The sequence below is a fragment of the Bacteroides sp. D2 genome (assembly GCF_025147085.1).
Classification (GTDB): Bacteria; Bacteroidota; Bacteroidia; order Bacteroidales; family Bacteroidaceae; genus Bacteroides.
Map to the genome: position 1 here is coordinate 5,916,428 of NZ_CP102261.1, position 15,039 is coordinate 5,931,466.

Here is a 15,039-nt window from a genome sequence, read left to right on the forward strand (position 1 = left end):
CTTTATAGTAATTACAGATCTAAATGAAAATTATATATTTATATACAATTGGATTATTTCTTCTTAATCTTATTTTTCAAAATTTTCAATATTTCATGAGGAGAACCCGCCAAAAAAATATCACGCAACTTAATAATTCTAATTTTCTGTTTATACCATAAGAAAGGAATATTGTAAGGAAATACAGGTTGATCATATATTTCAAAAGATGCCATATCTAAATCCATACTAAGCCGACTCAATATATAGTCATTTATATAACGACCACGAATATATCCAGCTGCCCGAAAAGTATTCAGAGTTTGAACAGAATAGAAATTTGGATATTTAGACCATACAAAAGTACCATAAGTCTCAAATTCAGAAAAATAGGGTCCTTTCTCTCTATGTTCCAAATCAAATTCACATGCATTAATACATTTTTCTACCCAATCTCCACCTTCTACATCTTTATTGAAATTTATTACATTAAGTAATTCTTTCATAATTGTAGAGTTAAACATCATGTGTTCTGCGATAAAAGAAAAGGAAGCTATTTTCTCCAAACCAAGCAATCTCTTTAATGTATGAAAATAAGCTGGATGAAACTCACGTTTCATTGTAAATCTAGGCTTCCCCAGCTCATCAAAATACTGAATATGAGACAATGGCAAAGTATCTGCATCCCAAGACAAATAATACTCTTTAGCATACTCTGTTTGGGCAAACCCCATCTTTAAGAATTGCTGAAAATACCATCCCTGCCCCTCATAAACTTTTTTATTTGCTAAATATTGTTTTATCTGATCATACGAAAGTTCATTTATTATATTATTTTCATTTAGCAGCCTCACTAAATTATCCGATTTCAACAACTTTTTAAACCTTGAAAAATTCTGCTCATTCGTTATAATATAAATAAATTCAGCATCAGTTAGGTATTTCCTAATATAAGAAACGACACGAGGTAGAAAATCACAATCCTTTGTAGCAACAGGTATTATGATATCGTACATTTTTTTTCCCATATGCTTATCACAATGATATTATAGTTTTTCATATTAATATACTGATTCAACTAACTTTGCTGGTATCTCACTCCCATTATGAAAGTTTTCATAGACACTATGATAAATATCTGTTAATCGATGAGTAGCTTGGTTAAGCTCCCAAATATTAGTATAGAATTCACGAGCTTTTTTAACCATAGACCTTCCTAATGTTTCATCATTAACTAAACGAAGCATATTATTTGCCATATCCTGATAATCACCTATATCTGAAAGTAAAACAGCCTCACCATTATCATTAATTCGAGGTGTACCTTTAGTTTTAAATGTAACCACAGGTAATCCCAATATAATACACTCTATTATTGTACCTGATATTAAATCTATTTTAATAGGAACTAACCCATAACGCGACTTGATAACTTGCTTCAAAGCATCAACATGTGTTGGTAAATAGCCACTAAAAGTAACGTTTTTTTCAATACCCAATTCTTTAACCCTCTCCATTAATTGTACATAAGTAGATACTGAATAATCTCCAATAATATTCAATGTTAGATTAGGATTATCTTTATATGCTAAACCAAATGCCTCTACGGCATCAGCTCCTGCTTTGGAAATATTAGCTGCATAATATACAAAATCAAATTCTTTTTTTACATTAGTATCAATGTCATATTTCGGCATAAAAAATGTATAACGCAGAAATTGGGCAGTCGGATTGTATCCAGCTGCAACCTCCCTATACCAATAAGAATCGTGAGCGATATAATGACAATGCTTAAATAATGCTTGTTCTACCTGCACATTCTCCTCATAAATACGAGATTCCATAGGATAATTCTTTAAAAAATCAGGATCAGATAATGCAGTCTGCAACGTTAATATAAATGGCACTTTATTAATATCAAACTCCAAACCTACAAGAGTATAAAAGGGACACTCAGCACCAATCATATTTATAACATCAGGATGAATCTCATTAACAATCTTCTTTATCATCGAGACATTATGACGAAATCTTTTAAATATATCTTTTTTAATATGCCCTACAGACATTATTTTCGCCCAAATTCTTCCTCCCCCTGTTTGCCTAAAGCAGTGATAATGTATATTATTCACAACAAAATCGGTACGCTTTCCTTTTAAACCTGGATGCGGAATAACGGCATGCAGTTCTATATCATTAACTCCTTCAAATTGTTGAAATAACAATGTATTCCAAATACTATAATCGCGATAATTACTTATCGGAAGCCCTAACAGTCGTTTTATTATATTCTTTAGTTTCCAATTATCCAAAGAAATATGTTCTCTGATAGTAATATTAGAAACATGGCATATCAATGCTACCTTTAGTTTTTTTCTTTGCATGAATCTTATTTTATTCCTAACTCTGTAGATAAGATCTTTGAGAAATTGTCACTTCCGTCGTGAAAAAGATGACAAGAATCCCAACAATCACAATACTTTTTAATGTTTCCAAAATGATAAAGAGAATAAACCCATTTAAGCAATATTATTTATAACAAGAAAAATATTTCAATATTCCTTTTATTGGTCTTACAACTGGTCTAACCAATCTTTTCATCCGACTTTTCAAGCTAAAAGGATAGTTGAATAGTATATTAAATGACAACTCGTCATATACTTTATTAGGAATTACATTTATTATTTTATTAGTAACTTGATAATTTTTCTTTTCTAAATCAATAGATTTATTTGTAGCATTCTCTTTTCCCGGAGCATGTGTTCCAACAATCCCAACATTTTGAACAAGATGTTCTATTGGAGCTACAACATAAGTTTTTTGTCGAATACAATTCAAACTAAACATGTAATCCCAACAATGTGTCTTATTTAAAAAATCATATATATTTTTATAATAGGACTTCCAAAACTTTACTTTCCTAGTATCGCCTATAAAGTATTTCTCAAATATATGTTCATTCTCAATTATATGCTTAACGTCAATATTAAAATCTGCATTTATCCAACGATCACGCCATGAAGCCCATCCAAACATAAAGAAACTAGAAGTAATGACATGATCAGCCCCATCATAATCTAACCCTTCAACATAATTATCTCCAGATATAACACAAATGCGCTTATCATTCTTGTACTTATTAAGAAAATGTTCGCAATACATAAAAAAGGCTTGGGATGGCACACAGTCGTCTTCCAGTACTATTGCCTCTTCCTCATTTCTAAATACCCAATCTATAGCACCAAAGGTAGAAACATAGACATCAACATATTCATCACGAAAAAAAGTATATAATTCACAATCCCAATCAATCTCTTTTACCCATGAACGAATTTCTTCATTATTCTTCATTTCTTCAGGATAACCGATTCGTGCTTTATTACTATAAAAATATAATTTCTTAGGTTGTGCTTTTTTTATTTGCTCAAACACTTGCCGCGCATATTTTGGACGAGCAAAAGTTTCAAACAAAACCGCAGTATTGACCATAATTACAAGTGTTTATTCAAAAATTTATTATTGATAACTGACAAGATTAAAGCTTTCTCTTCAGCTGACAAGCCGAAAGAATAGACCGTAAAACATGTATAGGCAAATGAAATCAACGTTGCAAACAAAACGTTCAAATTTTCCTCTAACAACAAATAATGTAAAATACCATAAGGTAACACTATCATGGCTATTCTTAAAGAAGGGTATATTGTGAACATCCAATAGCTCATAAAATCAAATGCAGATATTTCTCGCATAATAAAGCACTGGCAAATGAGAATTATAACATACATAAATACATTCATCACCATAAGTAGATAAGGCGGATAACCAAAGTGAAATAATATTGCACTGATAGGAAGTGCTATTAGCGTGAGTGTACTATAAATAATCTGATTTTTACGAATTTTACCTGATGCTTGTATTGCAGCATCAAATCCATTCGCCAAACACCAAAGCATACCATTAACTATCATAAGAATAGTAAATTCGTAAACATATTCAGGTACCTCAACCAACCATATTTTCAATATACCTTGTAAATTAAGAATAATCGGTACTATAATCAAACTAAATAGCAAAAATGAATATTTAGAAATGCTATAAACAATTGAAATGGATTTTTGTGCATTAGTCCCAGCTTCCTTCATTATCTGCGGAACAGCAGCTTGAGATAAATTACGAACAAACAACATAAGGTAGCTATATACCTGATTTGCTATACCAAATGCAGCATTAAGTGCTAGACCAAAATATACATTTATAATATTTGATGCTACCTGTACTTGTGCCACACAGGCTATTGCTCCCAAAATAATCCATATAGAATAACCTGCAACCTCTCTATATAGTTTTTTGTCTGAAACCCACTTATACCTGATATCATCCTTATTAAAATGTAAATTATAAAGAATATTAGAAATAAAGATAATTAAATTGCTGATGAATATAATCACACAATATAATCGCAAATGATTATAATCGGAATATGACATCCAAAGGATTAGGGAAAATTGAATAAACGTGCGCACTATTTCAATTCCAGAAGTAAAAAGAAACTTTTCTTTTACCATAATAAGGCTGGAATATGGAATACCAATAAGTGAAATAATGGCAGTCAACAGACTAAAATAAAAAACAAAATAAGCATCAGCAGGTACGGCATTCTCCAAATTCATATAATGATTAATGTAATAAACACCGCTTGGACCACCTATAAACAGTAGAAATATAGCCATGAGTATAAAAATATTTATGCTCAGAGAAAATACCTTTGCTACATCTTGATTATTCTTTTTTCCTAATTCTACTGCCAAATATCTATAAGAAACTGATTGTAGAGCAATACCTGCAGAATTAATCATTACGACAATACTACCTACTACATTATAGAGACCATAGTTGGTAACACCAAGTGCATTAAGTACAATTCGAGAAGAAAACAACCCTACAGCTATAGACACGAAAAGCTTAACATATAATGCTATCGTATTAACTGTTATTCGTTTGTTTTCTGGAGTCATGCAATACTATTGTTTTTGTTGAAGTGCCTCTACAAGCGTAGTTGAAGGTAACATATTCAATGCGTTTTTTAGTTTCATGGCATTCAAACGTAAGCATCTAATATTTCCATCTCTACGCGCTTCTTGTCCAAAATAAGAATCTTTGCAAGGAACATCAAAAAAGTCAAACAATGTTTCTATAAGTTCACGAATAGACTGAAACTTTCCTCCTCCCATATTATATACCCCCGATGGTAAACCTGAATTTATGGATTTAGAAATGATGTTGAACACATCTTCCATAAGGATAAACTCTCTCGTTTGGGTTCCTGCACTAAAACGTGGTTCTTCCGGATTCAGTCCCTGCTTATATGCCTGTAAATATTGTAAAACGTATGGAATTAAGCGAGTACCTGGTTTAAAATCATCATACGAAAACATATTAGGTAAAATGAAATGCCAATAAGTAAAATCTCCCCAAAAACTTGCCATATAACGACTATACAAACGCTTAGAAAGTGCATAATCATTGGTTACTGGCAACAAGCTACAAATAATCTCTTCTTCCGTAAAAGCCTTTCCATCCTCATTATTCACACCTATTTCCATGTAAGAACCAAAAGATATATAAACACCATTATAACTCTGTTTTTTTAGATTAAGCGTGATATCAATGGGCACTTGTACATTTAGTTGATACATTAGCTCAGCATCTGTATTAAGTGCAGCTTGAACACCCGCACCAGCTGCATAAATAATCACATCAGAATCTATCAAAGGTATTACATCTAACGAAACTTTCACTAAATCAACATGTGTAAAAGTTGTACATGAATATCCTATGGGGGTACCCAATCCATAAACATCAACCTCATTCTTCAAATCCATAAAGTATTTGGTAAGAGCAACAGACAGCATACCATTAGAACCAATAATTGCTATTTTCATAATTACTTTAGAAACGTATTAATTTCCTTAACACATAGTTCGTAAACATCTTCGTGCATATAATTCTTATACCAATCGACTACAAGCTTTATGCATTGGTTCATGTCCATTCGGGGGGTCCACCCTAGACGAGTCTTAACCTTATTAATATCAAGCATCAGAAGACTTGCCTCATGCAAAGCCCCCAAATTAGAAGAGTCACGAAGTTCACCTCTCCCATAATTCTTAATAATCTCTGTTGCTACTTCCCAAACAGTAGCAACAGAATCTGTTTCCGGTCCAAAATTCCAACCTTCGCAGTATTCTGTAGGTGCATTCCACATCTTTTGTGCAAGAAGCATATAACCGCTCAATGGTTCTAGTACGTGTTCCCAAGGACGCACAGCTTTAGGAGAACGGATGTCAATTGGAGTTCCTTCTTCAAGTGCCTTGATGCAGTCAGGAATTATTCGATCAAGAGCCCAATCACCACCTCCAATTACATTACCAGCACGGACACTAGCTATCGATTTCCCATGTTTATCATACTGTGCCGGATTAAAGAAACTTCTCCGCCATGAAGAAATTGCTATCTCACAAGCTCCTTTTGATGAACTATAGGGATCATATCCACCAAACGGATCATCCTCTTTATAACCATCACACTGTTCCTTATTCTCATAACATTTGTCAGTAGTAACCATTACACCTACTTTCACACTATCAGTTGCTCGAATAGCTTCCATTATGTTGATGGTACCCATTACATTTGTTTCATAAGTTTCAACTGGAATATCATAGCTTAGCCGTACTAAGGGTTGAGCTGCAAGATGAAACACAATATCCGGCTGGTATTTTACAAAAATTTGTTTCATCTTCTCACCATCACGAATATCAGCACGGATATCAGCCGAAATTTTATTACCGATTTTACTTAAAACGTAATTATCACGATTTGTAAGTGGTTCCTTAGCTATACCAATAATCTCCGCACCCAATTCATGCAACCAAATACTCAGCCATGAACCTTTAAAACCGGTATGACCTGTTACAAGAATTCTTTTATCTTTATAAAAACTATTGAATATATCGATCATAATTGATAAGTTATAGTATCAGAAGGGTTATATAAAAGATCTGTGTAAGCCAATACGATAAAGTTATCATTACTTACATTTTCAAATATATGTGCTACATTATTGGGTACAAACACCAAAATAGCCTCTTCAAGAGACATCATTATTTCCATCTTTTCATGTGTCTCTATATCTTCAAGCTTCAGTTTAGCCTTACCCTCAATAACTGTAAACCATTCTACAGCTCTTGGATGATAATGCCCTCCTTTTGCCTGCCCCTTTGTACCCATAGTTAAATAAACTTCTCCTGTATGAGAAGGTATATTCTCTTCTGTTCCAGTAATTGCCTTGAAGAACCAACCCCTTTCATCTTTAATAAGACGACGAGGAATAATTTTTATTCTATCTTTCAACATCATATATTACCACTTTTTCCAAGGAGCCCTCTCTAAATCAAGAAGCTTCTCAAGCATTTCCATCTCACGTTTGTTGTCCATACACTGCCAAAATCCTTTGTGACGATACGACATTAATTCCCCCTTTTCTGCTAGTTTAACAAGAGGATCACGCTCAAATACTGTAGAATCATTTTCGATATAGTCAAAAATCTCTGGATTAAGAACCATATATCCAGCATTGATAGAAGCTCCATCAGAAATTTCTTTCTCACGAAAAGACTTCACTGCATTATCACCACCAATATCAAGCACTCCCTTCTCCTGTCTCAGTACAACTGCTGTTAGACTCGCTATCTTTCCATGCCCCTTATGAAACTCCAATAATTTATGAATATCCACATCGCAAACAGCATCTCCATAAGTCATAAAAAAAGATTCATTGCCTATATATTTTTGAATTCTTTTGATACGCCCTCCTGTCATAGTGCTAAGACCTGTATCAACCACTGTTACTTTCCATGGTTCACAATGGCTCTCATGAATAGTCATTATTTTTTTTCCTTCAGTATAATCAAAGGTAACATCACTATTATGTAAAAAATAGTTAGCAAACCATTCCTTTATATATTGCTGACGATAACCTGCACAAATTATAAACTCAGTAAATCCATAATAGGCATATTCTTTCATTATGTGCCATAAGATTGGTCTACCACCAATCTCAATCATAGGCTTGGGTTTAAACTGCGACTCCTCTGAAATACGTGTGCCAAACCCTCCAGCTAGAAGAACAACTTTCATATAGGTACTATTGATTTATCATTTTTAAATACTCCTTCCAATCCCCCATATCCATCCAATCTTTTTGGCTAACAGGATATACACCTACACGCCTATCTTCATTCTTAAGCTTCTTAATTAAATGCGTTATATGAAAGAAGTCATCTGGAATATCATTTAAAAGGCTTGGCTCTAAAATATAAAGTCCAGTGTTTATTTTGAAAGTCAAATTAGGTTTTTCTTCGATTGTCTGTAATAGTCCATTCTCTCCAGTTACAATAGTACCATAAGGAATAGAATATGTCTTTAAAGCAGCAACAACAGTTAACTCATTCTTATTCTGACGATGATAATCAAGAATTGAAGCATAATCTTCATCTATCATAATATCACAATTAGAAACAAAAAAAGTCGAACTTATTTGATCTTTTAATAACCTAAGACTACCAGCAGTCCCCATTGGTTTATCTTCTTGAAAATAAATCAATTCATAATCTGGATTAGCTAAAAAATCAAAGTAGTTCTTTATAACATCAGCTTTATAATTTACAGAAAAGTAAAACTTATGACATCCATACGAAACAAAATGATCCATAATGCTTTCCACAATTGTTTTCTCACCAATTGGAATTAAAGGTTTTGGATAAATATTAGTCAAAGGCTTCAATCTTGTCCCCTTCCCTCCCGCCATAATTACAACAGGCAAGTTGATATTTACAGATTTAAAAGCACGAGTTTGAAACAATTCTTCCCACAAAATAACATCTACCAATTCTCCATTCTCATCCAGGACAGGCATACATTCTATACGCTGCTCGATCATCTTATTTTTAATATCTATTTTTTCATCACTAATGCTTGCATATGTGAATTTATTACGCATTACTACTTCAATAGATGAATTCATTGGAATATTTTTTATAACAGCCCTCTGTATGTCTCCAATACTTACAACACCTTTAAAACTATTTTCTTTAAAAACTAAAAGTAATTTTGTCGATATGCGTTCCATTAGTAGCAAGCTATCTATTATGCTTTTATTTATATCGATAACTCGTTGCTCTATTTTTTTTGAATACTTTTTCATCTAATAATCATAATAAATTAAAGTATACTCATTGTTGAATTATTAATATAAACACCTGCCTTCAAGATATTTTTTCGTATAAAGCTATCAGCACTAATAATTACTTTATCACATATTGCAATACCATTGATCAGTACTGAATGGCTGCCAATAAATGAATTTTTACCGACTTTACAATCTCCATTCACCATTACCCCTGTGGAAATATGACAATAATCACCAATCACAGTATCGTGTTCAATATTGGCAAATGTATTGATAATGCACCCTTTTCCAACTCTAGCTCCAGCATTAATACAAGCCTGATGTAATACCACGGTACCTTCACCTAATTTTGCATATCTTGAAATATGAGCAGTGGAAGCTATAACAGTAGCTAAATGTCCTCCTGCTTTTTCTATCTTATCATGAAGGTGAATACGAAGAGAAGCGTCTTTTATAAATCCTAAAGTTACTATAAAATCACAATCTTCTGTATATAAGAAAATATCATCATCTGTACCTATAATAGTATAATCAAGAACTTTCTCTCCTACACGAGAAGAAATATCCAATATACCTTTAATAGTATAACCTGCACTTTCAGCAGCTTCTATCACAGATTTACAATGACCACACCTCCCACTAAAATCAAAGAGCGCTCCATTATTCTGTTACAATCTAACACTACTAGGTATATTAACAACTCTATCTGCAAACCAAATAGTGTTTCTCAAACCGTCATTTTCACAGTTCTTAAACATTGGAAGTCGAGTCATTAATTCCCAAATTGGACGGGTCATTACTCCATTATCGTTTGTATATTCCAAAAATTCTAACTGGGCAGATTTGTCTTTTAGAATAACCACATTCAACCAATAATTTGAAAAACAGCCTTCCGGTTCTTCAAAAAAATCGATACCATCTACTTTTTTAAAAAAATCAGCATATTCTTTAGCAATCTTACGCTTACTTTTTATAAACTCATCCAAACATTCCAATTGTGCACATCCAATAGCTGCATTAATATTTGGCATACGATAGTTGTATCCAATTTGATCATGAACAAACTTCCAACGGTGAGGAACCTTTGCTTGAGTGGTAATATGTTTTGCCAATTTACCCAATTCTTCATCTTGGAAAAGTATCATTCCTCCACCTCCTGTTGTGATAGTTTTATTCCCATTAAAACTAATAGCGCCTACTTTTCCAAATGTTCCTGTATGTTGACCTTTATACTTACTTCCTATACTTTCTGCAGCATCTTCCACTAACTCTAGATGATATTCAGCACAGACTTGCACCAATTCTTCTATACGAACAGGATGCCCAAAAGTATGCATAGGAACGCATGCTTTCACTCTACGGCCTGTATTCTTATTATAGCATTCACCATTTCTAATCACGGAATTTTTCCTTAGCCATTCCTTCATAGAATCAGGAGATAACCCCATTGTTGACTTATCTACATCTATAAAAACAGGATATGCCCCTATATAGCTTAGAGCATTACAAGTAGCAACAAATGTCAAAGCCTGTGTTAAAACCTCATCATCACGTTCAACTCCACAAAGCATCAAAGATATATGGAGAGCATTTGTTCCACTAACGCAAACCACAGCTTTCTTTGCCCCGGCATATTCTGCCATTTCTTCTTCAAAACGGTCAACAAATTTTCCAACACTTGAAACAAATGTAGTATCTATACAGTCTTCCAAATATTTCTTTTCATTACCAACAAATTTCGGTACACTCAAAGGAACAAAGTCTTTTGTACCATAAAGCTCATGAATAAAATCTACTACTTTAGCAAGGTTTACCATAACTTCAATTACATTTTTTGGTCCAAATTCTTACCTTTTTCTTCATGCTCAAAATTGGGGATGAAACGTTTTATAGCTTTTACCACTTCCTCCTTTGTAAAATCAGGATCAGCAAAAATGGTCTTCATCTCATCAAAAAAAGTTTCAATTTCAGACATTGGCCTTTTTTCAACTTCTTCAATTACCCCTAAGCTAGCAAAACGATCCATATTGATTTTTTCTCCTGGCACATAAAATTCTTCATATGTTTTTTCACCTGTGGTATCACTTTTGAAAAAAACAACAGGATACTCTTTATCATTAAATTCCATTTTAGATGCAAATTGCTTTGCTTCTTCATCTGTTACAAAATCTTTCTTATCATACCCGATTGCCTTTATATATTCATCACAAATTGAAGAGAAAGTCAACATCTGTTTTTCTCCCAATTTAGGGAAAAAGATTTCACCATTCTTACCCAATATACAGGCTAACATACATATTTGCCCACTCTCTTCTGGAGAAACAAAGTAACGTTTCACATCGGTAGGTGCAGCTAAAGGTTGTTTCTTCGTGACACGCTGTAACCATCCATCTGGTAAAGATCCATTAGAGAAAGCTACATTTGCAAAACGAGCTGTTGTCACTTTAAATTTAGAAGTATACGCCATAATCATATCTTCCATAATACGTTTGCTAGCTCCCATTATATTAACCGGATTAGCAGCTTTGTCAGTAGAAACACAAAAAAAATGCTTTGGGGGATAAATTGTCAATAAATCCAAAAATCTTTTAGCTTTAATATCATTATTCTCAATAAGTGCTTGTACTGAATACTTATCCTTTTCACTACGAACATGCTTATGAGCAGAGAAATTAGCTACAATATCAAAGCCTTTTTCATGACAAAATATTCGTTCAAAAATAGGATCGTCAAAGTTCAGTGTATATGTCCGATATTCAGTGGGAATATACATTCCATATGTTGAACGTAAATCACGCGTCAATTCCACTAGTCCATTTTCATTCAGATCAATCACTATTAATTTAGACGGTTTAAAAGGTAGCATAGCCCTAATAAAAGAAGAACCAATAGAACCAGCTCCGCCAATTACACAAACACTCTTATCTTCGATCTCTGTTTGAAGTACTCTTTTATTAGCTTCAATATCTACAGCAAATATGCTTGTCGAACGGCAAACAACATGATCTGCAATAAATTTTTTCAAATCAAACATATATTACAATTTTATTTTTTGTAGACAACCAATCACTTTATGTCCTGGATTGATAAATCTCATATCCTCAACAAAAGACTTTTTTGACAACAAAGAAATGTTAATTTTCCATCGATAATATTCAATATATATTTGTCTACGTTAAACATTATCTTCAAAACAGCAAACTATAAATTGTATCAATAAATCCAACATTTACCATAAAATTTTTCATTTCCTCTCTAGTATGCATTCTTTTCTCCTAAGGCCACATTTACTATAGTCTTATAAATTATATATAAATCTAGAAATATTGTCCAATGCTCCATATACCAAATATCAGCCTTCACACGACCTTCCATCTGTGATAGTTCTTTTGTTTCACCACGAAAGCCATGCGTTTGTGCCCAACCTGTCACACCAGGCTTAATAAAATGACGCACCATATACTTATCAATCAGCTGTGCATAGGTTTCCGTATGGACTAACATATGAGGACGAGGCCCTACTATCGACATATCACCTTTAAAAACATTAATAAGTTGTGGAAGTTCATCAATATTAGAACGTCTAAGAAAGTCTCCAAATCGTGTTTTTCGCGGATCATTTACAGTTGCCTGCTTGCTATCTGCTTCCTCATTCACCCTCATGGACCGGAATTTATAACACTTGAAATCTACCCCATTCAAACCAGTCCGCATTTGTTTAAATAATACAGGACCAGGAGAAGTCATTTTTATGACGATTCCTACAATCAGATAAACAAGTGGGAAAATTGTAACTAAAAAAATCCCTGATAATACAATATCAAATATCCGTTTTAATAAACGATTCTCCATTTTACTAAGTGGCTCATATCTCAAATTCAGAATTGGCATATTACCTACCATACTATGCCAGATACGGCGAGGGAAACCTTTACAAACATTAGGAACACCATGGAAATAAAGCAAATGATTCTCACAATAATTCATAACAGAAACATTATAACGCCCCTGATCCATTGATAATGAACAGAACACATGCTTTATTGCTTTTTTTTCGGACATAAAATCTATAAAACTATCAGGGTTACCTAAATAAGAACATTGAGATGAAAGAGCATCATTAGGTCCAATATCAAAATAGCCTACAACCTCATAAATAGATGCCAAAGAACTCTCCATTTCTTCATAAAGCATTTGCATATTATTACCTCCACCAATAAAAACGGCATAACGCTTGTGTTTACCTTTGGTACAATAACTAATCAGTGAATGACGAATAATGATACGATAAATACTCAGAACGACAAAAAGTATAAAAAAATAAATAACAAAAAAAAGAGGAGAAATGATCGAGATTCCACTAAATGCCATGATACATGCCCAGAATACTGAAAATGTTACAATATTCTTCAGTACACGTAGTACAAGCTGATCAGCACGAATTTCCCTGCTATCCCAAGCTTTCCCACGAGATGCAGAACATGCCAAATAACAAAGACTAAGTGAAGTCATCATCAAAGAAACTGTACAAGAAAAAGGCGAATATCTGAATGTCTTCTCCCAAAAGAGAAAAAGAAAAAACAGACTGAAATTCAAGATAATCAAATCTCCCAAAACCGCAATAAGCTCTACTACTTTATTTATCTGATTAGTTGATGCCATATCTCAACAATTGATATTAAGCTCGTATTTCTTTAAACTTATTCAAAAAAAATTCTCCAAACAACTTCCCTAAAAGGACAATACAAACAGATAGGAACATAAACACCAATACATATACCTTTTTACTAGTCCCTGAAGATTTCAACGGTACCACTGCTGGCTCTACAATAGCAAATACGGGCTTCTCCTCCTGGACTTTAGCTCTGGCAACCTGAAGTTGATTTGCAACTTGACTATAAACCTGATAAGCAAGGGTCATATCGTTTTGCAATCGTTCTTGTTCTGCACGTACACTTTGCAAAATGATATCATCGTGAGAATCTATATAGTTAGCATATGTTTTTTGTGCAGCATAATACTCCTGCTGTCGCTCTTTGAATAGTTTTTCCAAATATGCACAATCCTCTTTTGCCTTAAAAGTACGGTAACCTATGATATATTCCTGTAATTTCTTCACAACAGAATCGGCAACTATTGCAGCTACCTTAGGATTTTGCAACGTTACAGTAACAGAAGTTATGGATGTCTTCTTATCTACAGAAGCAGTAATCATATTTTTCAAGGCTTCTATTTTTTGAAACTCTTTATTAGATAGTTCAATTGTACCTCGATTTAATTTATTAAAAGCAAATGATTTATTTTCCTCAATAAATAACGACTTTACTCCACCAATTATCATACCAGGGAATCCGATTACATAATTCCACCAAGGAGAAGATTCCTCATCCAAATAGGTGTTTAAAGTCATAGGTTCGTCTTTCAACGTAGGTATTTTCATTGTAGAAAGCTCTAATAAAAAAGGAGTAGAAGAGACAATATCAGCAGACAAAGAAGCATTTAAAGCATCAGTTCCATCACTTGCAGTAACTCCATTTCCTAAAAAAGAAGCAGCTAAGCCTGATAAACCAGCACCTTTACTACTTCCCATCTCTGGAGAAAGAGTTACTCTAACTGTATACTGTTTGGGAACACTAAATGCTATAATAAGGCCAATAATCCCCCCTATTCCTACTGCTTTATATATTGTCCTACGAAAACTTATAATCTTACGAACAATCTCCTTCAAATCAATCTCTATTATCTCATCTTTGGATTTATTAGATTCAAAAGACAATTTATTATCTATTCGTTGGTCCGTCATAAGAATATAA

General features: G+C 33.3%; 13 protein-coding genes and 1 pseudogene. All 14 read right to left on the minus strand.

The window, feature by feature from the left end; translation table 11 throughout:
- Window positions 1-53 precede the first annotated feature (53 nt).
- A complete protein-coding gene (locus NQ505_RS22350) occupies window positions 54-995 on the minus strand; it encodes a DUF6492 family protein (RefSeq protein WP_157179088.1) in 942 nt (313 codons plus the stop codon).
- A gap of 45 nt (window positions 996-1,040) precedes the next feature.
- Complete coding sequence (locus NQ505_RS22355; RefSeq protein ID WP_009000058.1) at window positions 1,041-2,363, minus strand: glycosyltransferase family 4 protein; 1,323 nt, start codon at window positions 2,361-2,363, stop codon at window positions 1,041-1,043.
- 145 nt (window positions 2,364-2,508) lie between these two features.
- Complete coding sequence (locus NQ505_RS22360; RefSeq protein WP_009000057.1) at window positions 2,509-3,468, minus strand: hypothetical protein; 960 nt, start codon at window positions 3,466-3,468, stop codon at window positions 2,509-2,511.
- Between the two features lie 2 nt (window positions 3,469-3,470).
- Entirely contained in the window at window positions 3,471-4,994 is a 1,524-nt protein-coding gene (locus tag NQ505_RS22365; protein WP_009000056.1) for a lipopolysaccharide biosynthesis protein, read from the minus strand.
- A 6-nt stretch (window positions 4,995-5,000) separates the two neighbouring features.
- Window positions 5,001-5,921, minus strand: coding sequence for an NAD-dependent epimerase/dehydratase family protein (locus NQ505_RS22370; RefSeq protein ID WP_009000055.1), 921 nt, complete (start codon window positions 5,919-5,921; stop codon window positions 5,001-5,003).
- Window positions 5,922-5,923: 2 nt separating this feature from the next.
- Window positions 5,924-6,997 (minus strand): CDP-glucose 4,6-dehydratase, encoded by a 1,074-nt coding sequence (rfbG, locus tag NQ505_RS22375; RefSeq protein WP_009000054.1) that lies wholly within the window; start codon window positions 6,995-6,997, stop codon window positions 5,924-5,926.
- Window positions 6,994-7,395 (minus strand): WxcM-like domain-containing protein, encoded by a 402-nt coding sequence (locus NQ505_RS22380; protein ID WP_009000053.1) that lies wholly within the window; start codon window positions 7,393-7,395, stop codon window positions 6,994-6,996. Before NQ505_RS22380 ends, rfbG begins: the two co-directional genes overlap by 4 nt.
- A 3-nt stretch (window positions 7,396-7,398) precedes the next feature.
- Entirely contained in the window at window positions 7,399-8,175 is a 777-nt protein-coding gene (gene rfbF, locus NQ505_RS22385; RefSeq protein ID WP_009000052.1) for a glucose-1-phosphate cytidylyltransferase, read from the minus strand.
- 7 nt (window positions 8,176-8,182) lie between these two features.
- Complete coding sequence (locus NQ505_RS22390) at window positions 8,183-9,241, minus strand: nucleotidyltransferase family protein (protein ID WP_009000051.1); 1,059 nt, start codon at window positions 9,239-9,241, stop codon at window positions 8,183-8,185.
- Window positions 9,242-9,258: 17 nt separating this feature from the next.
- A pseudogene (locus tag NQ505_RS22395) lies at window positions 9,259-9,887 on the minus strand (acetyltransferase).
- A gap of 7 nt (window positions 9,888-9,894) precedes the next feature.
- Window positions 9,895-11,043 carry a LegC family aminotransferase gene (locus tag NQ505_RS22400; protein ID WP_009000049.1) on the minus strand — a complete coding sequence of 383 codons (1,149 nt, stop codon included), beginning with the start codon at window positions 11,041-11,043 and terminating at the stop codon, window positions 9,895-9,897.
- 8 nt (window positions 11,044-11,051) lie between these two features.
- Entirely contained in the window at window positions 11,052-12,260 is a 1,209-nt protein-coding gene (locus NQ505_RS22405; protein ID WP_009000048.1) for a polysaccharide biosynthesis protein, read from the minus strand.
- A 221-nt stretch (window positions 12,261-12,481) separates the two neighbouring features.
- A complete protein-coding gene (locus tag NQ505_RS22410) occupies window positions 12,482-13,888 on the minus strand; it encodes an undecaprenyl-phosphate glucose phosphotransferase (RefSeq protein WP_259826282.1) in 1,407 nt (468 codons plus the stop codon).
- A gap of 16 nt (window positions 13,889-13,904) precedes the next feature.
- On the minus strand, window positions 13,905-15,029 hold the full coding sequence (locus tag NQ505_RS22415; RefSeq protein ID WP_009000047.1) for a Wzz/FepE/Etk N-terminal domain-containing protein: 1,125 nt from the start codon (window positions 15,027-15,029) through the stop codon (window positions 13,905-13,907).
- Window positions 15,030-15,039: the final 10 nt, after the last annotated feature.

Bases quoted from the DNA above. Each gene is read 5' to 3' on its own strand.
- NQ505_RS22350 (WP_157179088.1), bottom strand. From the start codon at position 995: ATGTACGATATCATAATACCTGTTGCTACAAAGGATTGTGATTTTCTA.
- NQ505_RS22355 (WP_009000058.1), bottom strand. From the start codon at position 2,363: ATGCAAAGAAAAAAACTAAAGGTAGCATTGATATGCCATGTTTCTAAT.
- NQ505_RS22360 (WP_009000057.1), bottom strand. From the start codon at position 3,468: ATGGTCAATACTGCGGTTTTGTTTGAAACTTTTGCTCGTCCAAAATAT.
- NQ505_RS22365 (WP_009000056.1), bottom strand. From the start codon at position 4,994: ATGACTCCAGAAAACAAACGAATAACAGTTAATACGATAGCATTATAT.
- NQ505_RS22370 (WP_009000055.1), bottom strand. From the start codon at position 5,921: ATGAAAATAGCAATTATTGGTTCTAATGGTATGCTGTCTGTTGCTCTT.
- rfbG (WP_009000054.1), bottom strand. From the start codon at position 6,997: ATGATCGATATATTCAATAGTTTTTATAAAGATAAAAGAATTCTTGTA.
- NQ505_RS22380 (WP_009000053.1), bottom strand. From the start codon at position 7,395: ATGATGTTGAAAGATAGAATAAAAATTATTCCTCGTCGTCTTATTAAA.
- rfbF (WP_009000052.1), bottom strand. From the start codon at position 8,175: ATGAAAGTTGTTCTTCTAGCTGGAGGGTTTGGCACACGTATTTCAGAG.
- NQ505_RS22390 (WP_009000051.1), bottom strand. From the start codon at position 9,241: ATGAAAAAGTATTCAAAAAAAATAGAGCAACGAGTTATCGATATAAAT.
- NQ505_RS22400 (WP_009000049.1), bottom strand. From the start codon at position 11,043: ATGGTAAACCTTGCTAAAGTAGTAGATTTTATTCATGAGCTTTATGGT.
- NQ505_RS22405 (WP_009000048.1), bottom strand. From the start codon at position 12,260: ATGTTTGATTTGAAAAAATTTATTGCAGATCATGTTGTTTGCCGTTCG.
- NQ505_RS22410 (WP_259826282.1), bottom strand. From the start codon at position 13,888: ATGGCATCAACTAATCAGATAAATAAAGTAGTAGAGCTTATTGCGGTT.
- NQ505_RS22415 (WP_009000047.1), bottom strand. From the start codon at position 15,029: ATGACGGACCAACGAATAGATAATAAATTGTCTTTTGAATCTAATAAA.